General features: G+C 39.2%; 18 protein-coding genes. 6 read left to right on the top strand and 12 right to left on the bottom strand.

Annotated features, from left to right (window positions below):
- Nucleotides 1-98: 98 nt before the first annotated feature.
- From alaS to csrA, 3 genes are all read left to right on the top strand, one after another.
- Nucleotides 99-2735 (top strand): alanine--tRNA ligase, encoded by a 2637-nt coding sequence (gene alaS / locus IAE19_RS05255; RefSeq protein ID WP_200460269.1) that lies wholly within the window; start codon nt 99-101, stop codon nt 2733-2735.
- 65 nt (nt 2736-2800) lie between these two features.
- A complete protein-coding gene (locus IAE19_RS05250; RefSeq protein WP_200459893.1) occupies nt 2801-4081 on the top strand; it encodes an aspartate kinase in 1281 nt (426 codons plus the stop codon).
- A 247-nt stretch (nt 4082-4328) separates the two neighbouring features.
- Nucleotides 4329-4583 (top strand): carbon storage regulator CsrA, encoded by a 255-nt coding sequence (csrA, locus tag IAE19_RS05245; RefSeq protein ID WP_004989721.1) that lies wholly within the window; start codon nt 4329-4331, stop codon nt 4581-4583.
- A 69-nt stretch (nt 4584-4652) separates the two neighbouring features.
- On the opposite strand, the gene rnhB is transcribed toward csrA, so the two are convergent.
- Both rnhB and IAE19_RS05235 read right to left on the bottom strand, forming a co-directional pair.
- Nucleotides 4653-5222, bottom strand: a complete 570-nt coding sequence (rnhB, locus tag IAE19_RS05240) for a ribonuclease HII (protein ID WP_200459892.1) — start codon at nt 5220-5222, stop codon at nt 4653-4655.
- Nucleotides 5223-5233: 11 nt separating this feature from the next.
- A complete protein-coding gene (locus tag IAE19_RS05235; protein ID WP_200459891.1) occupies nt 5234-5623 on the bottom strand; it encodes a hypothetical protein in 390 nt (129 codons plus the stop codon).
- A gap of 207 nt (nt 5624-5830) precedes the next feature.
- On the opposite strand from IAE19_RS05235, the gene IAE19_RS05230 reads away from it, so the two are divergent.
- Nucleotides 5831-6385: a cytochrome b gene (locus IAE19_RS05230; protein WP_200459890.1), complete on the top strand. Its 555-nt coding sequence runs from the start codon at nt 5831-5833 to the stop codon at nt 6383-6385.
- 70 nt (nt 6386-6455) lie between these two features.
- On the opposite strand, the gene IAE19_RS05225 is transcribed toward IAE19_RS05230, so the two are convergent.
- The 3 genes from IAE19_RS05225 to IAE19_RS05215 form a co-directional block, all read right to left on the bottom strand.
- Nucleotides 6456-7454: an adenosine deaminase gene (locus tag IAE19_RS05225; protein WP_200459889.1), complete on the bottom strand. Its 999-nt coding sequence runs from the start codon at nt 7452-7454 to the stop codon at nt 6456-6458.
- Nucleotides 7455-7516: 62 nt separating this feature from the next.
- On the bottom strand, nt 7517-8836 hold the full coding sequence (locus IAE19_RS05220; RefSeq protein WP_200459888.1) for an NCS2 family permease: 1320 nt from the start codon (nt 8834-8836) through the stop codon (nt 7517-7519).
- Between the two features lie 409 nt (nt 8837-9245).
- Nucleotides 9246-9452, bottom strand: a complete 207-nt coding sequence (locus tag IAE19_RS05215; RefSeq protein ID WP_200459887.1) for a hypothetical protein — start codon at nt 9450-9452, stop codon at nt 9246-9248.
- An 851-nt stretch (nt 9453-10303) separates the two neighbouring features.
- Here IAE19_RS05215 and IAE19_RS05210 point away from each other — a divergent pair.
- Nucleotides 10304-11758 carry a SulP family inorganic anion transporter gene (locus IAE19_RS05210; protein WP_200459886.1) on the top strand — a complete coding sequence of 485 codons (1455 nt, stop codon included), beginning with the start codon at nt 10304-10306 and terminating at the stop codon, nt 11756-11758.
- Between the two features lie 208 nt (nt 11759-11966).
- On the opposite strand, the gene IAE19_RS05205 is transcribed toward IAE19_RS05210, so the two are convergent.
- Nucleotides 11967-13313 carry a dicarboxylate/amino acid:cation symporter gene (locus IAE19_RS05205; protein WP_200459885.1) on the bottom strand — a complete coding sequence of 449 codons (1347 nt, stop codon included), beginning with the start codon at nt 13311-13313 and terminating at the stop codon, nt 11967-11969.
- A 443-nt stretch (nt 13314-13756) separates the two neighbouring features.
- Here IAE19_RS05205 and IAE19_RS05200 point away from each other — a divergent pair, with 443 nt between their 5' ends.
- Nucleotides 13757-14764, top strand: coding sequence for a glycosyl transferase family protein (locus tag IAE19_RS05200; protein WP_200460268.1), 1008 nt, complete (start codon nt 13757-13759; stop codon nt 14762-14764).
- Nucleotides 14765-14785: 21 nt separating this feature from the next.
- Here the strand turns inward: IAE19_RS05200 and IAE19_RS05195 are convergent, their stop codons facing one another.
- The 6 genes from IAE19_RS05195 to IAE19_RS05170 form a co-directional block, all read right to left on the bottom strand.
- On the bottom strand, nt 14786-15055 hold the full coding sequence (locus tag IAE19_RS05195) for a YeaC family protein (RefSeq protein WP_200459884.1): 270 nt from the start codon (nt 15053-15055) through the stop codon (nt 14786-14788).
- Complete coding sequence (locus IAE19_RS05190) at nt 15052-15972, bottom strand: NAD(+) kinase (RefSeq protein WP_200459883.1); 921 nt, start codon at nt 15970-15972, stop codon at nt 15052-15054. Before IAE19_RS05190 ends, IAE19_RS05195 begins: the two co-directional genes overlap by 4 nt.
- Before the next feature lie 337 nt (nt 15973-16309).
- A complete protein-coding gene (locus IAE19_RS05185) occupies nt 16310-17020 on the bottom strand; it encodes a YoaK family protein (protein ID WP_200459882.1) in 711 nt (236 codons plus the stop codon).
- Nucleotides 17021-17050: 30 nt separating this feature from the next.
- Nucleotides 17051-18403 carry a carbohydrate porin gene (locus IAE19_RS05180; protein WP_200459881.1) on the bottom strand — a complete coding sequence of 451 codons (1353 nt, stop codon included), beginning with the start codon at nt 18401-18403 and terminating at the stop codon, nt 17051-17053.
- 189 nt (nt 18404-18592) lie between these two features.
- Nucleotides 18593-18757: a DUF1427 family protein gene (locus IAE19_RS05175; RefSeq protein ID WP_200459880.1), complete on the bottom strand. Its 165-nt coding sequence runs from the start codon at nt 18755-18757 to the stop codon at nt 18593-18595.
- A 50-nt stretch (nt 18758-18807) separates the two neighbouring features.
- Nucleotides 18808-20682 carry an amidohydrolase gene (locus IAE19_RS05170; RefSeq protein WP_200459879.1) on the bottom strand — a complete coding sequence of 625 codons (1875 nt, stop codon included), beginning with the start codon at nt 20680-20682 and terminating at the stop codon, nt 18808-18810.
- Between the last annotated feature and the right edge of the window lie 40 nt (nt 20683-20722).

Here is a 20722-nt window from a genome sequence, read left to right as displayed (position 1 = left end):
CACGCATTCATCCTAAATCGTTTTTTTGTTTTAACGATCGCTGTCTGCATATAGCCTAATTGAATTTATGGAGTGACTTGGTTGTGAGTACTCGTTTTATGACATCTGCTGAAATTCGTGAAGCTTTTTTGCGCTATTTTGAATCGCAAGGCCACACACGTGTCGCGTCGAGTTCACTTGTACCCGCCAACGATCCTACTTTGCTGTTTACCAATGCAGGTATGAACCAGTTCAAAGACTGTTTTCTTGGTTTAGAAAAACGTGATTATGTACGCGCAGTTTCATCACAAAAGTGCGTCCGTGCAGGCGGTAAACATAACGATCTTGATAATGTTGGCTATACAGCACGTCACCATACTTTCTTTGAAATGCTGGGTAATTTTTCTTTTGGCGACTATTTCAAACAAAATGCACTTAAATTTGCATGGGATTTTTTAACCAGTGAACAATGGTTAGGTTTACCAAAAGATAAACTTTATGTCACGGTTTACCATACAGATGACGAGGCATACGACATCTGGAACAAAGAAATCGGTTTAGCGCCTGAGCGTATTATTCGTATTGGTGACAACAAAGGCGAGAAATACGCATCGGATAACTTCTGGGCAATGGGTGACACTGGTCCTTGTGGCCCTTGTTCTGAAATTTTCTTTGATCATGGTGACCATATCTGGGGTGGCTTACCGGGTACGCCTGAAGAAGATGGCGACCGTTTCATTGAAATCTGGAACAACGTTTTCATGCAATTTAACCGTACCGCAGACGGTGTATTGCATCCTCTTCCAGCCCCTTCAGTGGATACTGGCATGGGCTTAGAACGTATCAGCGCAGTATTACAACATGTCAATTCAAACTATGACATTGACATGTTTCAGCATCTTATCAAATCTGCATGTGAAATTATTGGTGTTCAAGATGAAGGCCAACCTTCGCTACGTGTTTTGGCGGATCATGCCCGTTCTTGTTGCTTCTTGATCGCAGACGGTGTAAATCCTTCCAATGAAGGTCGTGGCTATGTATTACGTCGTATTATTCGTCGTGCAGTACGTCATGGCAATAAACTTGGAGCAACAGGTACTTTCTTCTATAAAATGCTCCAACCTTTGATCGATGTCATGGGCGAAGCCTATCCTGAACTTAAAAATGATCAGGCACGTATTGAAGCTACTTTAATCAAAGAAGAAGAACAGTTCGCTAAAACTCTGGAGCAAGGTCTAAAATTGCTTGAAGGCGAACTTGCTCAACTTTCAGGCAAAGTCATTCCTGGCGAAACCGTATTTAAACTCTATGACACTTATGGTTTCCCTACTGATTTGACCGCTGATATTGCTCGTGAGCGTAATCTAGAAATCGATGAAGTCGGTTTTGAACGCGAAATGGAAGCTCAACGTCGCCGCGCTCGTGATGCAGGAAAGTTTGCAGTCGATTACAACAGCATTGTAAAAGTTGAAGGTGAAACACAATTTGATGGCTACGATGCAACTGCAGGTCAAGGTCAAATTGTTGCGATCTATAAAGATGGTGAACAAGTTGAAGAAGTCGTTGAAGGTGATGAAGCCTTAATCGTACTTAACCAAACTCCTTTCTATGCAGAAAGTGGTGGTCAGATTGGTGACACGGGTCTGTTTAAAAACGATACAGGTATTTTTGAAGTTCAAGATACCAAAAAATCGGGTGGTGCATTTGTCCATCAAGGCATAGTCACCATGGGCAGCTTAAAAGCGACACAAAATGTTGAAGCTATCGTGAAAGCCGACATTCGTGCTGCGACTGCCCGTAATCACTCTGCAACTCACCTTTTACATGCAGCACTGCGTCAGATTCTAGGCACACATGTTCAACAAAAAGGTTCACTGGTTGCCAGTGACATTTTGCGTTTTGACTTCGCCAATGACCAGCCAGTAAGCTTTGAACAATTGCAACAAGTCGAGCAATTGGTGAATCGTGAAATCATTGCTAATACGTCAGTTGGTGTTGAAGTACTGGATATTGAATCTGCCAAAGCCAAAGGCGCAATGATGTTATTTGGTGAAAAATATGGCGATGAAGTTCGCGTACTTTCTATGGGTTCAATAATTGAAGAGCGTAATTTCTCCATTGAACTTTGTGGTGGTATTCACGTACAGCGCACGGGTGATATTGGTCTATTCAAGATTACTTCCGAAGGTGGCGTTGCGGCGGGTATTCGCCGTATTGAAGCAGTAACTGGAACAAAAGCACTTGAAGTGATCCAAAAAGCTGATACTGATATTCAACATATTAATAGCGTGTTAAAAGCACAAAAAGATCAAACCGTAGAACGTGTTCAGGCTGCAGTAGAACATACTTCAGCATTGCAAAAGCAGATTGAGCAGCTTAACCAAAAGTTAGCGAACTTTCAGGCGGCTGAACTTCTAAGCCAAGTTCAAACCGTTGCAGGTCGTTCTACCCTGATCACTACTGTTCAAAATATGGATGCAAAATCACTTCGCAACCTACATGACAGTGTGAAATCAAAATTAGAAGATGCGGTTATTGTTTTAGCAGGGATAGAGGGCGACAAAGTCAGCCTGATTGCTTCCGTTGCAAAACAATATACAGCTCATCTAAAAGCAGGTGACATCATCAAACACCTTTCAACCGAACTTGGTGGTAAAGGTGGTGGTAAACCTGACTTAGCACAAGGTGGCGCGCCACTAAACGAGAAGTTTGAACAAGTGATGGCAGCCCTTCCTGCTTGGCTTGAACAGCACTAAGACTTCACTTTTGTGTAACTGACCTTGAATAAGCCTCTCAGGGTCATGGCTTATATGGAACAACTATGGCATTAATCGTTCAAAAATATGGCGGAACCTCAATGGGGACTCCCGAGCGCATTTTAAATGTTGCTCGTCGTGTGAAGCGTTGGCATGATCATGGCCACAAGGTTGTGGTAGTGGTTTCAGCAATGAGTGGTGAAACTAACCGCTTACTTGCACTAGCTAAAGCCATTACCGAGACTCCTGATCCACGTGAACTAGACCAAATGGTGTCTACAGGTGAACAGGTAACGATTTCAATGTTAGCAATGGCACTAAATTCAATTGGTGTAGAAGCTAAATCTTATACAGGTCGTCAGGTTGGAATTAGAACTGACAATGCCTACAATAAGGCACGTATTGAAGCGATTGATACCGATGTTATGAGTGCAGACCTTGATTTGGGTCGCGTACTTGTTGTTGCCGGTTTTCAGGGTGTAGATGAACACGGCAATACCACAACACTAGGTCGTGGTGGTTCTGACACCACAGGCGTGGCACTTGCAGCAGCCTTAAAAGCGGATGAATGCCAGATCTATACTGATGTAGATGGTGTATATACCACTGACCCACGTGTTGCACCAAAAGCCAAAAAAGTGGATCGTATTTCATTTGAAGAAATGCTGGAAATGGCATCTCTGGGTTCTAAAGTCCTCCAGATTCGTTCTGTCGAATTTGCTGGAAAATATCAAGTTCCACTTCGCGTATTATCAAGCTTTGATAATGACAATGATGGCGTATTTGATGAAGACTTTAAACAAAACGTTGGGACTTTAATTACCACTGAGGCGGAAGACGACATGGAACAACCGATTATTTCTGGTATCGCATTTAACCGTGACGAAGCTAAACTCACTATTTTAGGTGTGCCTGATGAACCAGGTATTGCTGCCAAAATCTTAGCTCCAATTAGCGCCGCAAATATTGAAGTCGACATGATCATCCAGAATGTCGAAGAAGATGGTACAACTGACTTCACCTTTACTGTAAATCGTGGAGATTTAGTAAAAGCCAAGAAAATTCTTGAAGAAACTGCTTCAAACATTGGAGCACGTGAAGTAGCAACACGTGATGATATTGTAAAAGTATCCATTGTGGGTGTAGGCATGCGTTCACACGCAGGTGTTGCTAGCAAAATGTTCATTGCACTTGCAGATGAAGGCATCAATATCCTGATGATTTCAACATCTGAAATCAAGATCTCAGTATTGATTGAAGAGAACTATTTAGAACTTGCAGTGCGTACTTTGCATACTGCATTTGGTTTGGATCGTGAGCATGGTGAAAGTAGTGCGCGCGCATAAACTTTGACCAAACAAACTGTGAAATAGATCACTTTTCAACAATTTGTGTCAAAAAAGCAGAGCCACTGTAGTTTTTTCTATAGTGGCTCTGTTATATTAACACCCATGTATTTAGAAAATTTCAGCAGTTTTAATAAATATAGCACTTTTTTTATTGATTCTGTTAAACATTTCTCTAATTCTGAGGTTGTAATTTCGGTTTCTTAAACCACTATCGCAGGTTTAGCGTTTTAGCAAGGAGATAAACATGCTGATTCTGACCCGTCGTGTCGGAGAAACATTAATGATTGGGGATCAAGTCAGTGTAACTGTGCTTGGCGTTAAAGGTAATCAGGTTCGTATTGGTGTGAATGCACCGAAAGAAGTATCTGTGCACCGTGAAGAAATCTACCAGCGTATTCAACACGAACGTGCCATGCATGAACACCTTCAGCATCTTGATCAAGACTATCAGCCTTCATTTGAAGATGATAATTTCTCTCAAAACAATTTTAATCGTTAAGAATATATAATTGTATTGATGATTAAAGCGGCTATCAAAGCCGCTTTAAATATTTCTGTCTTCGTTATTTTATAGCAGACCTAATGCTTTTTTTACGGGTGCATAACTGCGTCGATGTTCATCAATCACCCCATGATGAGCAATCGCTTCAAAATGCGCCTTAGTTGGATAACCTTTATGCTTGGCAAAGCCAAATGCAGGATATTTTTCATCCAGTAATTTCATTTGCCTATCTCGCGCGACTTTTGCCAAGATACTGGCAGCACTGATTTGTGCATGAGTCGCATCGCCTCCCACTATTGCCTCACAGCTAATGCATATGCCTTTAGGAATCTGATTGCCATCGACAAGAACCTTAGTCGGTTGAATTTTCAGGTTTTCTACCGCACGATTCATTGCGAGAAAAGTAGCCTGCAAAATATTCAATTCATCGATTTCAACATGCGTCGCTTCTGCAATTGACCAAGCCAACGCTTTTTCCTGAATTTCAACAAACAATTTCTCACGTTTCTTTTCCGTCAGCTTTTTTGAATCATTCAATCCTTCGATTGGATTATCAGGATCCAAAATCACAGCTGCCGCAACCACTGAGCCTACCAAGGGCCCGCGTCCAGCTTCATCTACACCAGCAATTATCATGTTAATATCTTTTATTTACTTGAGCTGAATGCTTCATTTACACAAGCTGTCACTGTTTTAGAAACGACCTGCCCCACCATGGTTGCACGTGCATTCGGATCGAATGTTGCATTCGCTAAATCTGCCGCCGTCACGCTATAAGGCGCTTTTTCACTTACGCAGCCACACACTTCTGTCTGTATATTTTGCTTTTGTTCAGTCGTCATCAATTTTGATGCTGTTTGCCATGCAGGAATAGTATTAATTTCATTGACACATTTTGCATTTACTGCCACTTTTAAAGCAGCCATCCCCAACTGTTCTGTGGTACTACTTGCTGTATTGGTGTTCATTGAACCATCTGTAGCACAACCTGCCAAACCAAGTGTTAAAAAAGCAGCGCTTAAAAAATACTTATTCATGAATCTATCCTGTTAAAAATTTTCCGCTATTTTGCCTAAACCCAGACTGCTATGAAATATGTAAATTGTAGAAATAGGTGAATTTTGCCGAATTACTGGTCATACATCGTTTCATTTAAAAAACGCTTCGTTACAACAGCCCCATTTTTTAAGTTCTTCTTCTAGTCTATTCTCGCGTGATAATTAGCAATTGAAAGGACATTTTTCATGTCTAGTTCTAGCCAGTACTACACAAGAACGGCACAATATTTACACTGGATTATGGCTCTTATATTTATTACTGCATGGATCATCGGTTTCTACAGTGGTAATTTTTTAAGTTATGAGACTGATGGTAGTTTTAAAGGTGATGTCATCACCCTGCATAAAAATATTGCGACAACAATCATTTTCCTTGTGATGATTCGTATCTTTTGGCGTTACACTCATCCCGCACCTCAGCTACCAGATACCATGTCACCTTCCATGAAAAAACTGGCACATGCAGGTCATTTAGCGCTGTATTTTATTTTATTGGCTTTGCCAATTACAGGCTGTTTATTTAGCTGGAGCGCAGGACATCCCGCCCCTGTACTTTATCTATTTAATATTCCGCAATTGATAGGTGAAAACCCTGAAGTGATGGCTGTAGTTAAACCCTTGCATATTTATCTGTCATGGTTTGCAGGCTTATTGGTATTAGGTCATATTCTAGCTGCATTGAAACATCATTTTATTGATAAAGATCATGTATTGATTAGTATGAGTCGACAACCCAAATAGCTCTATGACATAAAATAGTATTTTCCTATAAAAAAACGCATCAAATTTAGATGCGTTTTTTCTTGAAGATTTATAATTGCTGAATAGCAGCAATCCATTTTTGTTTTTCAGCTTGCTCTATAAATGAGGCTTCAAATGAGTTGATCGCCAACTGTTTAAGCTCATCATTCGATAAATTTAATGCATGGTGTACTGCAAGAAAATTATCATTCATATAACCACCAAAATATGAGGGATCATCTGAATTAATAGTGACATGGACACCCTGTTTAAGCAAACGATGAATATTATGTTCAGCCATATCATCCACTACACAAAGCTTTAAATTACTCAATGGACATACAGTTAAAGGCATTTTTTCATCAATTAAACGCTGCAATAAATCTGGATCTTCATCTGAACGAACCCCATGATCAACCCGGTTAACCTTAAGTAAATCAAGTGCTTCCCATACATATTCTGGTGGGCCTTCTTCACCAGCATGCGCTACAATAAGAAAACCTGCCTCACGTGCCTTTGCAAAAACACGTTCAAACTTGGACGGCGGATGTCCAACTTCACTCGAGTCCAATCCAACTGCAATAATATCGTCTTTAAAAGCTAAAGCTTGCTCAAGTGTCTTAAATGCATCTTCTTCACTTAAATGGCGCAAAAAGCACATGATGAGTTGTGAGCTAATACCCAATTGGTCTTTTGCATCTAAACAAGCGCGTTTTAAGCCATTTAATACGGTCGCAAATTCAACGCCACGCTCAGTATGTGTTTGTGGATCGAAGAACATTTCTGTATGAACCACTTTATCTTCTGCACATTTTTCAAAGTACGCCCAAGCCAAATCATAGAAATCCTGCTCATGCACCAACACATTGGCACCCGCATAATAAATGTCTAGAAAAGACTGCAAGTTATGAAAATTATAAGCTTGCTTAATTTCTTCAATTGACTGGTAGGGAATCTGAATATGATTGCGCTGTGCAATTTTAAACATCAATTCAGGCTCAAACGTCCCTTCGATATGCACATGTAACTCTGCTTTGGGTAAAGCACGAATTAACTCAACTTGGTTCATAACAACTCCAAAATAATAAAGGGTGCAGAAACACTATCTGCACCCTTTTTCTTTAATAAAAATTAACCGCCAAATACAGCAAACTTAAATGCCCAAAGCGCAGCTACAATCCAGACCATATACGGTACAGTCTTCGCCTTACCTGTAAACAACTTGATCAAGGCATAGCTAATAAAGCCCATCGCGATACCGTCCGCAATGGAATAAGCAAATGGCATAAATACAATTGTAAGAAATGCAGGAACAGCTTCAGTAATATCTTCCCAATCAATATTGGTAATACCCTGAATCATTAACACCCCAACAAATAAAAGCGCTGGAGCCGTTGCAAAACCAGGTACAGACTGAGCAAGCGGAGCCAAAAATAAACAGGCAAGGAATAAGCAAGCCACCACTACAGCAGTCAAGCCAGTACGACCACCTGCGGCCACACCAGAAGCTGACTCAATATAAGGAGTAGTTGATGAAGTACCTAAAGCTGCGCCCGCTACAATAGCAGTGGAATCCGCAAATAATGCTTTTTTCAAACGTGGCAATTTACCATCGACCAATAGTCCAGCACGGTGGGAAACTCCCACCAACGTCCCTGTACTATCAAATAAATCGACCAAAAAGAAAACGAAAATTACGCCAATCAAACTTGCGGTAAATAATCCTTCAAAATCCATTTGCAAAAAAGTAGGTGCTAAAGATGGAATCTCGCCGACCACACCTTTAAATTGATTGAGCCCCATCAAAGTCGCGATTGCTGTGATTACCAGAATACTGATGATAATCGCACCACGAATTCTAAAATGATGCATCACCACAATCATTAAAAAACCCAGTAAAGATAACAATACTGTAGGCTGCTTGATATCGCCCAGTCCAACTAAGGTAGCAGGATTCCCCACAATAATGCCTGAATTTTTGAGCGCCACCAATGCAAGGAATAAACCAATCCCCCCGCCAATCGCAAACTTCAGTGACATCGGAATAGCATTTACGATAGCTTCACGAATTTTTAAAAAGCTAATCGCTAGGAAAATAATTCCTGAAATAAAAACCGCGGCTAGTGCGGTTTGCCATGGCACTCCCATGCCTAGACAAACTGAATAGGTAAAATAGGCGTTTAATCCCATACCTGGCGCAAGTGCAATCGGATAATTGGCAATCAGCCCCATGACCAAACACCCTATCGCAGCAGCCAAACAGGTTGCTACAAATACAGCGCCATGATCCATGCCTGTTTCAGACAAAATAAGTGGATTGACAATGATGATATAACACATCGTCAAAAAGGTCGTTACACCTGCAAGCACTTCAGTTCTAAAGCTTGTCTTATTTTCGCTTAATTTAAATAAGCGCTCTAACAAGTCTGCTGAAGGGTTAGGAGTTGACATAACATAGTCCCTACAAAAAGTTTGAGCATACGATATTGCGATTTGTACACAATCTTGAAGTGAATTTTTATTTGAATACACTTTTAAGACTGCATATGGTTTTGTAATAGAAAAAGCAATCACTATGCCAATGAGCACAATTAAAAGACATTTCTCCATATCAAAATAAATACTATACGTAATATGCGATAAGGTTTAATCATCCGATAAAACACAAAAAAGCCGCATAGGTCTATGCAGCTTTACATATACTTAAAGGAATATGATGTTAAAAATATTAATTGATATTTTTAATGCCATCTCCTGTGAGGATTATAACATAATATTTTTTACTTTTACTTTTTAGAAGCAAATAGTGGTTCTAAGAAAAATGAATAAAAATCATAATTTTACTATAAATAATTCCTGATTATTGAATAATATCTTGATGATGAACCCGATACAGCGACGAACGCTGATTGTAATTCGGGTTAGCTTCAAGGGCTTTAAGACTATGCTCAGCGTCATTGATCACTTTACTCACTTGCTCTCTTTTCTTTACCTTTGAATCCAGATAAATACTATAACCAAGCAGGATCACTAAGCTCGCAAAAACTAAAACGAGTATATTTCTCATAAACGATTTTCTTGTTATTCATCCACAAGTGATATATTTTACCAAAAATAATAGAAATGTGACATATTTAACACTTAATAGCACTATGTATTTACAACATTTACCTATTAATGATTATGCCTTCTTTGAAATTTTTGGCCCCTTTTTTACATCACGCCATGATATGGAAAATAATAAATTTCACCCTATCATATTATTGTTAAGTTATTGATTTAAAAATTATTATTTAAAAACATCAGAATCAATCTATCGTTCTATTCAAATGACTCTTGAATGACTTTAGACCATTTCTAAACTTCACTACATTGTTTCATGACCCATTATATTCGTATCAGTTAGGTTACTTAAGGATCAAAAATATCATTTTTGATATTTTTGGAGAGCAAAAAAACCTCTCATAATATTAATTTTATTCAGATTTATAGTCAAAAACTACGAACCTATTCACTGTCTATTTTTTTGTTATTTTGCAAATAAACTATTGTATTTTGATGACAAAATGATGAACTCTATCATTGTTATCACAATTAAATGATAAATAATCAACATCTTTATCAATGTAATTATATGCCTCTCAAGATTGGCAAAAATTATCCTTCATCTTAAGATAAACTTGCTTTTCAAATGGCCTATGGCATGAAATTAAGCAGCCTAAACATGGTTTTTCAAGCGTAAAAATGTTAAGCTCGCGCCTCATTTCAAGATTTATTTAGTTTATGCAGATCACGCCACCTTAATTAATTGAATTATTTTCAAATATCAATTCATCACTGTCTGGTGATGTGGTGTCGTTGTGTGTGTAAATATCACATCACTAGCCTTTTATAACAGATAAATTTTATAGGCTATTTATGTTTCAGCAAATTCGCAAAGAATGGTTTTCCAATATTCGTGGAGATGTTCTTGCCGGTTTAGTCGTTGGACTGGCCCTTATTCCAGAAGCAATTGCATTTTCCATTATTGCAGGTGTTGATCCCCAAGTTGGATTATATGCTTCATTTTCTATGGCCGTTATTATTGCCTTTATGGGTGGTCGCCCTGCCATGATTTCTGCTGCAACAGGTGCCATGGCTTTACTTATGGTCACCCTTGTAAAAGAACATGGTCTTCATTATCTTTTTGCAGCTACGATTCTAACTGGCTTTATTCAAATTATTGTGGGTCAACTGAAACTCGCCAAGCTTATGCGTTTTGTTTCCAAATCAGTTGTGATTGGTTTTGTAAATGCACTTGCGATTTTAATTTTTATGGCACAACTCCCTGAATTAACACATGTCTCTATTCAAGTGTATCTATTTGTAATTATAGGTTTAGCGATTATCTATCTCTTTCCCTATATTCCTAAAGTCGGAAAATTGATTCCCTCACCTATGGTCTGCATTATTGTCATTACATTTTTAGCTTTATTTTTAGGTTCTAATGTAAGGACTGTAGGCGATATGGGGCATTTACCTAATAGCTTACCCCACTTTTTTATTCCAAATATCCCATGGAATCTTGAAACCTTATGGATTATTTTGCCCTATTCTTGTGCATTGGCAGCGGTAGGATTATTAGAATCTATGATGACTGCAACGATTGTAGATGAACTTACAGATAGCTCTAGTGATAAACATCGTGAATGTAAGGGTCAAGGTCTTGCCAATATCGTGACTGGTTTTATGGGCGGTATGGCGGGCTGTGCCATGATTGGACAATCCATGATTAATGTGAAATCGGGTGCTCGTCAGCGCCTGTCTACATTAGTGGCAGGCGTTTTTTTGCTTATATTAGTGGTGTTTATAAGCGACTGGTTAAGTGTGATACCAATGGCTGCACTTGTAGCAGTGATGATTATGGTTTCAATTAGCACCTTCGACTGGGGATCTATTAAAAATTTTAAACGCAATCCCCAAAGTAGCAATATTGTCATGATTAGCACAGTAATCGTGGTGGTTGCTACACACAATCTGGCCATAGGTGTTTTAGTCGGTGTTTTGCTCTCTGCATTGTTTCTAGCTCAAAAACTTGAAAATGATGTACACATAGAAACTTCACGTCATGGCAATACCCGTGTATATGATGTACGTGGCCAGTTGTTTTTTAGCTCTTCGGAGCGTTTTTCTCGCGCTTTTGATTTTCAGGAAAATGTTGAGCAGATCATCATTGACTTAACTCACTCTCATATTTGGGATGTTACGACAGTGGCTTCACTAGACCATATAGTCGAAAAGTTTCAGAAAAATGGAATACACGTCACGGTGAAAGGGTTAAATGAAGCTAGCTCTATCATGATTGATAAATATGGTAAACATGCCAAAATTTAAATTACATATAAAAACCCGTGTAGATTTGCACGGGTTTTTATAAATCCATTCAAGTTAAAATACAGTAAAATCAGAGTGAACTATTTACGATTGCTATAATACTTCCACGTCATTCTGCTTATTTCTAACAAGATATGCTTAAACAAAATGTAATAACAATAAAAAAGGGATGAACGATGTTCATCCCTTTTTTTCACACTTTGATTAATTACGCAACGGACCGTTCATTCTCTTCCAGCATTTTGCGGTCGACGTCTTCAGGGTTATTGAGCGCATTTTGAAGTTTTTGCATATCCAATGCTCCTACCCATTTAGCAACCACTATAGTTGCCACACTGTTGCCCGTAAGGTTCGTCAAAGCACGTGCTTCAGACATGAAACGATCGATACCCAGAATCAGTGCCAAACCTGCGACTGGAATATGCCCAACTGCTGATAAAGTTGCAGCCATTACAATAAATCCAGAACCCGTTACACCTGCCGCACCTTTCGATGAAATCAATAATACGACCAGTAAAGTAATCTGATGCTGAATATCAAGCTGTGTGTTGGTGGCCTGAGCAATAAAGATCGCCGCCATTGTAAGGTAAATTGATGTACCATCCAGATTAAATGAATAACCTGTAGGGATGACCAAACCAACAACAGACTTCTCACAACCTGCAATTTCAAGTTTCTTCAACATACGAGGCAACACCGATTCAGATGACGATGTCCCTAAGACAATAAGTAACTCTTCACGAATCAGGCGCAACATTTTAAAAATGCTAAAACCACAGAAGCGACTAATAGAACCTAATACGATGAAAATAAAGAGCAAACAGGTCACATAGAAGCACAGAATAAGTTGTCCTAACTGTACCAAAGAACCCACACCATATTTACCAATGGTAAATGCCATGGCGCCAAAAGCACCAATCGGAGCCAGCTTCATAATCATATTCACAATGTTGAAGAAAACATGTGAAATCTGATCAACCAGTTTCAAAACGGGTTTCCCTGCATCTCCAAGTTTATGAAGTGCGAAGCCAAACAAGATAGCAAATAGTAAAACCTGTAAGATTTCACCATTAGCAAATGCACCTACAACCGTTTCAGGAATGATATGCATGAAAAATTCGATAGTAGACTGGGACTGACCAGATGCAACGTATTTCGCAATCCCTGCTGTATCGAGTGTCGCTGGATCAACATTCATACCCACACCAGGTTTGGCAATATTAATGACCAAAAGACCCACGATGAGTGCGATAGTTGAAACGATTTCAAAGTAAAGTAATGCAATCCCACCTGTCTTACCAACAGATTTCATACTTTCCATGCCTGCGATACCACTGACCACAGTACAGAAAATAACAGGCGCAATAATCATTTTAATCAGGCGAATGAATGCATCACCTAATGGTTTGAGTTGCTCACCTAAACCTGGGATATTTTCTTTGACACCATCTACGATTTGCGTAGTGCTCGGATAAAAATGTCCGACCAAGACACCCGCAATAATGGCAATGATCACTTGAAAATAAAGTGATTTATAAATCGGTTTTTTAGCCATAACTTTACGTCAACAAATATTTCTAAGCCCTTAGAAATATATCCATAAAAATATCTATAAATAGTTTATAGACAGCCCTTTAGCCCACTTGTCTAAATGACGCATGGTGGAAGTTTTCTTAAAAGAAAACATTCCTTAAGATGAAAAACAAAAAGTTTTTCAAAAATAGTCTCACGACTTATCTCGTTCCGATTAGGGGGAACTTCATCTGTTTAAAGAAAAATGGGAGTCAACGAATAAATCGTTAATAAAAATTAAACAGTTTAAAAACTGTCGAGAGTGTACTGCAATTCCACTTTCTATCGGTTACAAAATCCATTTTTCGGTTATTTTTTAATCAAAAATAGTGTAGACATTAGTCTAATATGTTTAAGGTTGATTCATTCATTTTATTTTTATGTCATAGTGATGATATTCATTTTTCCACGAAATATTAAATGCACATGAACACTAAAAAGAATCTCTATAAAGACAGTGAACATCCGTTTGCCCAATATGTGCGTATATTAGGTAAAGGGAAAACAGGTTCACGTTCCCTAAGTTATGAAGAAGCTTATGCAGCATTTACCATGATTTTAAAGGGAGAGGTACTTGACGTTCAATTAGGTGCTTTTTTAATGTTGCTTCGTGTTAAGGAAGAGTCTGTTGAAGAACTTACAGGTTTTGTACAGGCAACTAAAGATCAACTTGACTTTCAACCTTTGCAGGTTGATTTGGATTGGTCATCCTATGCAGGTAAACGTAAACATTATCCATGGTTTTTATTGGCCGCATTAACACTCGCTAGACATGGTTATAATATCGTCATGCATGGTGCTGCTGGTCATACAATTAATCGTGTTTATACCGAGCAAGTCTTAGAATATTTGGGGTACCACATTTGCGAGTCTGAACAAGACGTTAAACAACAATTACAACAACAACATTTTGCTTATTTGCCACTAGAAGCTATTTCTCCTGTACTAAGCGACATGATTTCTTTACGTAATGTCATGGGTCTACGTTCACCCGTTCATACTTTAGCCCGTTTAATTAATCCCTTTAATGCTAGAGCCACTTTACAGGCAATTTTTCACCCTGCTTATCGAAGCTCACATCAACAAGCGGCTTATCAATTGGGCTATGAAAACAGTGCTGTGATTAAAGGTGAAGGAGGTGAGTTTGAACGTAATCCAGATGCCAAAACTTTAATTTGTGGAATTAAAAATGGCGAAATGTATGAATATGAACTCCCTAAACTGACACCAGAACGTAGTCTAATTGAAGAAGAACTTGATTTAGACACGTTTAAAAAAGTCTGGTTGGGCCAGACTGATCATCAATATGGTGAAATGGCGATTATTGAGACTATGGGAATTGCTCTATATACTATGAAGGCCGCCGATGACTTCACTCAGGCAATCCAAAAAGCCAAAGAACTTTGGAATACTCGATTCGACAAAGCTCTTTAACCAGAAAAATCCGTTGCGTTTTTAGATAAAACGAATCGGTTTAAACTCTGTATCATGTTGGGGTTCATGCGTGTCGCATTCATCCCCTTCTTTATGCCCTTTATCAATATAACCTGTACGCTGTTTTTCAGGGACATTTTGGTGTTCCCATGCAATGACTGCCTGCATACAAATCTGACGTTGTTCGGGAGTTAATACTACACCGTTTGGCCATTTACCAATTTCGACTGCCGTCTTTAAACGCTCTACGATATCTGGATCTAAAACGGCAAGCATTTGTTCAATATTCATGCGTCATCCTGCTGTTGAAATGAGTCAAAATCCTGATTCCAGCCAAGCTTTGTACGGCAAGCCATATAAAAGTCATAACCGGGTGGATGTAATAAGTTTAACTTAAATGGATGTTTTCGGATATGCACCGTATCACCTACATTGAGGGAAATACTATTTTGTCCATCCGCACTGACCATTGGTAAAACACGATTTTCACGAATTGTGAGTTTAATTTCACTGTGCCCACTCACGACGATTGGGCGGGAAGACAATGTATGAGGGTGCATAGGCACCAGTGCAATTGCGTCCATTCCTGGATGTAAAATTGGACCGCCGCCAGATAACGCATAAGCGGTTGAACCCGTTGGTGTTGACACAATCAGGCCATCGCTATGCTGACGATAGACATATTGCCCATCAATATTGAGTTCAAAATCGATCATATGAACTGACCGACCTGAATGCAAAACCACATCATTCAACGCAATTGCATCATAAATGGTTTCACCCTTTGAACGTACTTCCATTTCCAGTAAAAAACGGCGATCAAGCTGAAAATGTCCCTGCAAAACCTGATCAAGCTTAAAGATAACTTCAGATGGCGTAATATCCGTCAAAAATCCTAGACGTCCACGGTTTACCCCAATCACAGGCGTATTATGTCGAACCAATGCACGGGCAGCATGTAGCAGGGAACCATCTCCCCCAACGACAATAACCAGATCGACGACTTCGCCAAGTAAACTACGGCTTACACTTTGTGTATTGTTGTTAGGTACAAGCGCAGCTGTTTCCTGATCGAAAATAGGATGTAAGCCTAAATGTAAAAGGTGATCATGAATCAAACTTAAAGTTTCAACCACTGATGATTTATCAGGACGGCCGATGAGACCAATATTACGAAAAGATTTGGCTGAAATATTTGCAGACTGCATTGGATGCCTATAAGTAAAAGCCAGTATAGGGTTGGTCTGTGAGTTATCTCACATCTTTTATCAATGTATTTTCACAGGATGTAAGCGACCCGCTTTCAACGCATTTATCGCTTTTATCGCTTTTTAAAGATCGACTTTAGATCAATCTCATGAAAAGCAAAATAACGATGAACTCTAAGATCAACATATAACATGCGATTTGTGCAACTAATATAACACAGTAAATTTAAAATCGTGCGTTCTGATGCACGACGGTTTCAATCTATTTTGGACGAAATAGTGAACATTCAATCAGCACTCACCCTGCTAACTTATTACACCGTCATCTTTTCAAATTTTATTCAGGTTCTTTAAAGCGATGTTGAGAAGCTAAATAGCCCAGATAAATAATAGGCAATATAAAAAAAGCCACACTCCAAAAGTTGAGGTAAACGTATAAAAATGCGCCAAGAAAAGCACCTATTACAAAACCTAAAACGATCGAAAAACTTTTAATTAATGAAAATTTATGTGTTTCACCTTTATTACGTATGTAATCGGACAGATCTATTCCAAGTTGTGTCGTGTTACCTGTCATCATTGTACTTGGGCTGATATGCTTAATCAGGGTTTTACTAGAGGTATTACGAATCGCCAGTGCAATTAGCCCTAAACCACCGGTAATGGCAACTGTAATACTTGCTGGGTTTTTGAAGGGTTCAAAATATAAACCTGCCACCATAAAAGCAGTTAAAAAGAATGCTTCGCCATAAAATAGAAAAGCTAAAGTTTTGCTTTTATTCTGACTATGATCAATCAAGACTTTGGTTATCGCAACTGTCAGAATAAAAAGTGGAATCGCTGCCAGCTTGATCCAGATTCCTGATCCACCTTTCACCCATGCCGCACCAGCAAGCACTAAGTTACCTGTGACATGTGCAGTAAAAAAACCAAATAATGCAATAAAGCCAATCGTATCAATCGCACCACCGACAATCGTTAAAATAACTGGATCACGACAGCTTTTCCAAATCCCTTCTGCTTCATTTTTTGTCGTCGTTAAATTCATAATTTACCTATTGTTTTAATTAAATCTATTTTAAAAAGTAAAACGGGTTGTTAAACCGAGTACCCATGCATCATCCACTTGTTTAACACCGCCGGGTTGATGAACAAATTGTACATTTGGGCGAATCATAATGCTCGGGGACCAATTCAAGGTATAGTTTAGCTCCACATTGGTTTCGTTATACTGTAAAGGGGTAAATTGAGGATCATCATAGTTAAAAATCTGTTTTTGTTCATTCAATGCGTTTTGACGCTCTCGAAAACGTTTATTCATTTGACTACGTGCAATGCCCAAACCAATTGAATCTTTTGGACGACTATCAAATGCACCTTTATAGATAAATGCAATCTGCTGTGAACCACGTAGTTGAGTCGTCGCCTGATCATTCATATTTAAACTCAGGTACGCGGTTAAGCCACGTTGATCATCACCAGCATGATGAGTTAATTGTTGTTGAGCAACTAACCACAGATTATATTTTCCATCATGTATTTCTCGATTGGCGGCAATGGTTTGTAGTTGTCCATTTTTATCCGTCAGTACATCTTTCGCATCTGCTGTACTATAAAAACCACCAAAACGATAGGTGCCAGCAAGCTCATTAAATTTGGTTTTCCAGATCAATTCAACAGGAATAACGACACCTTTTGACCCATCTGTGCTTAAATTAAACCCTTTACTTTCTTTGGTATTTTCTGCATTGGACTCATATATCCCAATACCTAATGTCCATGCAGGACTAAAACTATATTTTATATTGGTCGCCCAGACTGTAATGGGCCAATTATACCAAACATTGCCGACTGTTTTGCCCACTTGCGCACCGCATAAGGTTAAATTCTGAAATTCGCATTGAGCCGAATTAAAATCTTCCCCCATGTTCATACGACCTATTTTAAAAACCAGATGCTTATCCAGTGAAGATGTTTGTAAATACATTTGACTCAGGCGCCAAACCTGCCCACGACCATTAATTTCTTGTACATTGCTAAATTGCTTTGCCCGTGGATCTGCAATTCGATCTTCTGAAAGACCTTGTCCATCACGTTTTGATATTGCCAGTTTTGCGACAGTATTTTCCCAGCCCCATAATTTTTCCAAGTTAAAACTTGAACCAAAAGTCCATTGATTAGCACTTCTTAAAGCTGAATCATCGTTATACCCCCCATGCAAATTGGTGGCAGCTTCATTAATAAAAGCAACATTAAACTCTATTCCTTTATCCGAAAGTTCTGTGCGTTTACCATTCCAGTCACCGAGTAAATATTGACGGTCTGATGATAAAACATCATTGGCAAAAGTATGTGTTGACAGGCAGAGGATACCTATGATGATCCATTGTCGAGCGAGGTAAGATTCTAATGTTGAAATACCAGATATCATGGTTCTACCTAAAATAAAAAATACATGCAGGCTGTATCAATCTAAAAATTATTTTTATCGTCATTTTGCAAATTTGCGATATGACCTAAAATGTTTTGAAAGCTCACCTACAAAATCATCGTAGGTGAACGCCAAACAATATAAATTTGCTTCATTACAGCTTAAAATTTGGAGTTAAATATCAGTTGATTAACTGAGAAAAGCTTTCAACATCGGAATAAGTTTTTCACCAATAACCATTCCAAGCAACCCAACAAGAGCAACTATTGGAGGTGCTGGCGAGCGTACATTTAAAAGATAATAAAGTACGCCCACGAGTAAACCGACGCCCAAAGATAAAACATACACTTTCATAATTCATCTCAAGGCCCTATCCCGAAGAAGATAGAGCCCGCGTCATCAGTTTAGAATGCAAAACATGAACAACCTAATGCACCCCAAAATGACTTTTTATCTTTGTCATTGACTGGTACATCTAGCATCCATGCATGACTGTGTCCGTGCATACCACAACTGCTAGAGCAGGCACACATGGTCGAATTTGACTGAAGTGGCTGTAAAGATGGTGCATTACGATTTTCAGACAGTCGCCACTGTCCCCCGAAACGTTTTACAGGTGACCAATCTGGTGAAGCAGGCGGTAATGGTGGATCTTCCTGCTTAAACTCTGCACCTGCATAAACGATATTACCGTTCATTACTGTCAGAACAGATTCTATCCACTGAATATCGTCACCTTCGACTTTGAAATAATCATCTGAAAGTACGGCTAAATCTGCATGTTCGCCTGCGACCAAAGCACCTTTATCACTTTGTTCACCCGAAAACCATGCCGATCCTTTAGTCCATAGTCTGAGTGCTGTCTGGCGATCAAGTAAATCTTTTTCATCATACAAAGAAAGACCACCTACGGTTTTCCCTGTACTTAACCAACCCAGACATACCCAAGGGTTATAAGAAGCGACCCGTGTAGCATCCGTACCAGCACCCACAGGAACCCCCAATTCCAGCATTTTTTTCACTGGTGGAGTCGATTTTGCTGCTTCTGCACCATAGCGATTTACAAAAATTTCACCTTGATAAGCCATACGATGCTGAATTGCAATACCACCGCCTAATGCCCCAATACGCTCAATATTTTTCTCAGAAATTGTCTCGGCATGGTCAATAATAAAACGGGTTTGAAATGGTTGCTTGGCATTTACACGCTCAAATACATTCAGGAAGCGTTCAATACTTTCATCATAAGTTGCATGCAAACGAAAAGGCCATTTTTTCTCAGCTAAAAGTTCAACAATTGCTTCTAGCTCTGCTTCCATTTTTTCTGGTAAATCTGGTCGAGGTTCATAGAAATCTTCAAAATCCCCTGCTGACCATGTCAGGTTTTCGCCGGCTCCGTTAACCATAAACAATGAATCACCGTCACCTGGAAAGGTCATTTCTGTCCATTTTTTATAATCTTCTAGCTCAGAACCCGCATTTTGTGCAAACAAGTTATAGGCAATTCTGACCGTCATTTGTTCATTTTCATGCAACTCTTTAATGACTTCATAATCATCAGGATAGTTTTGACCACCACCACCAGCGTCAATCGCAGAGGTTAAACCTAAACGGTTTAGTTCCCGCATAAAGTGACGAGTCGAATTGATCTGATCTTGTTTTGGTAACTTTGGTGCTTTACCTAAAGTAGAATATAAAATAGCCGCCGAAGGCGTTGCCAATAATAATCCTGTTGGCTCACCTTTATCATCTCGAACAATTTTGCCACCAGGTGGATCTTGGGTGTCTTTATTAAAACCCAATACATTCAGTGCAGCCCGATTGAGCATAGCACTGGCATATAAATGTAATACGAAAACTGGCGTATCTGGGGCAGCTTTATTAATTTCTTCTAAAGTGGGCAATCGTCTTTCGGCGAACTGAAATTCTGTCCAACCACCCACTACGCGCACCCATTGCGGTGCAGGTGTATGATCAGCTTGTTCTTTAAGTAATCTCAAAGCATCTGCAACAGAAGGTACGCCTTCCCAACGCAGTTCCATATTATAATTTAGACCACCGCGAATAATATGCAAATGGCTGTCATTTAAACCTGGAACCACTCGTCTTCCATTGAGATCAATGACTTTCGTCTTGGCTGTTGCCAATTTCATTACCTGATCGGTGCTATCGGTAATGATGACTTTACCGTCAGCGATGCCAATGGCTTGAACTTCTGGTTGTTGGGTATTAAGAGTGGTAATTTTCCCATTTTTCAGGATTAAATCGAGTTGAGTCATCGCTGTACTCCGTTCATTTTTATTTTAATGGGTAGATCGA

Source organism: Acinetobacter sp. S40, from assembly GCF_016624705.1.
In the GTDB taxonomy this organism is placed as follows: Bacteria; Pseudomonadota; Gammaproteobacteria; order Pseudomonadales; family Moraxellaceae; genus Acinetobacter.
Note: the sequence above shows the minus strand (reverse complement) of the source record. Positions and strands in the feature narration are given on the sequence as shown.

What these genes read in the sequence shown, in the direction of transcription:
- alaS (WP_200460269.1), top strand. Translation starts at nt 99, where the DNA reads ATGACATCTGCTGAAATTCGTGAAGCTTTTTTGCGCTATTTTGAATCG.
- IAE19_RS05250 (WP_200459893.1), top strand. Translation starts at nt 2,801, where the DNA reads ATGGCATTAATCGTTCAAAAATATGGCGGAACCTCAATGGGGACTCCC.
- csrA (WP_004989721.1), top strand. Translation starts at nt 4,329, where the DNA reads ATGCTGATTCTGACCCGTCGTGTCGGAGAAACATTAATGATTGGGGAT.
- rnhB (WP_200459892.1), bottom strand. Translation starts at nt 5,222, where the DNA reads ATGATAATTGCTGGTGTAGATGAAGCTGGACGCGGGCCCTTGGTAGGC.
- IAE19_RS05235 (WP_200459891.1), bottom strand. Translation starts at nt 5,623, where the DNA reads ATGAATAAGTATTTTTTAAGCGCTGCTTTTTTAACACTTGGTTTGGCA.
- IAE19_RS05230 (WP_200459890.1), top strand. Translation starts at nt 5,831, where the DNA reads ATGTCTAGTTCTAGCCAGTACTACACAAGAACGGCACAATATTTACAC.
- IAE19_RS05225 (WP_200459889.1), bottom strand. Translation starts at nt 7,454, where the DNA reads ATGAACCAAGTTGAGTTAATTCGTGCTTTACCCAAAGCAGAGTTACAT.
- IAE19_RS05220 (WP_200459888.1), bottom strand. Translation starts at nt 8,836, where the DNA reads ATGTCAACTCCTAACCCTTCAGCAGACTTGTTAGAGCGCTTATTTAAA.
- IAE19_RS05215 (WP_200459887.1), bottom strand. Translation starts at nt 9,452, where the DNA reads ATGAGAAATATACTCGTTTTAGTTTTTGCGAGCTTAGTGATCCTGCTT.
- IAE19_RS05210 (WP_200459886.1), top strand. Translation starts at nt 10,304, where the DNA reads ATGTTTCAGCAAATTCGCAAAGAATGGTTTTCCAATATTCGTGGAGAT.
- IAE19_RS05205 (WP_200459885.1), bottom strand. Translation starts at nt 13,313, where the DNA reads ATGGCTAAAAAACCGATTTATAAATCACTTTATTTTCAAGTGATCATT.
- IAE19_RS05200 (WP_200460268.1), top strand. Translation starts at nt 13,757, where the DNA reads ATGAACACTAAAAAGAATCTCTATAAAGACAGTGAACATCCGTTTGCC.
- IAE19_RS05195 (WP_200459884.1), bottom strand. Translation starts at nt 15,055, where the DNA reads ATGAATATTGAACAAATGCTTGCCGTTTTAGATCCAGATATCGTAGAG.
- IAE19_RS05190 (WP_200459883.1), bottom strand. Translation starts at nt 15,972, where the DNA reads ATGCAGTCTGCAAATATTTCAGCCAAATCTTTTCGTAATATTGGTCTC.
- IAE19_RS05185 (WP_200459882.1), bottom strand. Translation starts at nt 17,020, where the DNA reads ATGAATTTAACGACGACAAAAAATGAAGCAGAAGGGATTTGGAAAAGC.
- IAE19_RS05180 (WP_200459881.1), bottom strand. Translation starts at nt 18,403, where the DNA reads ATGATATCTGGTATTTCAACATTAGAATCTTACCTCGCTCGACAATGG.
- IAE19_RS05175 (WP_200459880.1), bottom strand. Translation starts at nt 18,757, where the DNA reads ATGAAAGTGTATGTTTTATCTTTGGGCGTCGGTTTACTCGTGGGCGTA.
- IAE19_RS05170 (WP_200459879.1), bottom strand. Translation starts at nt 20,682, where the DNA reads ATGACTCAACTCGATTTAATCCTGAAAAATGGGAAAATTACCACTCTT.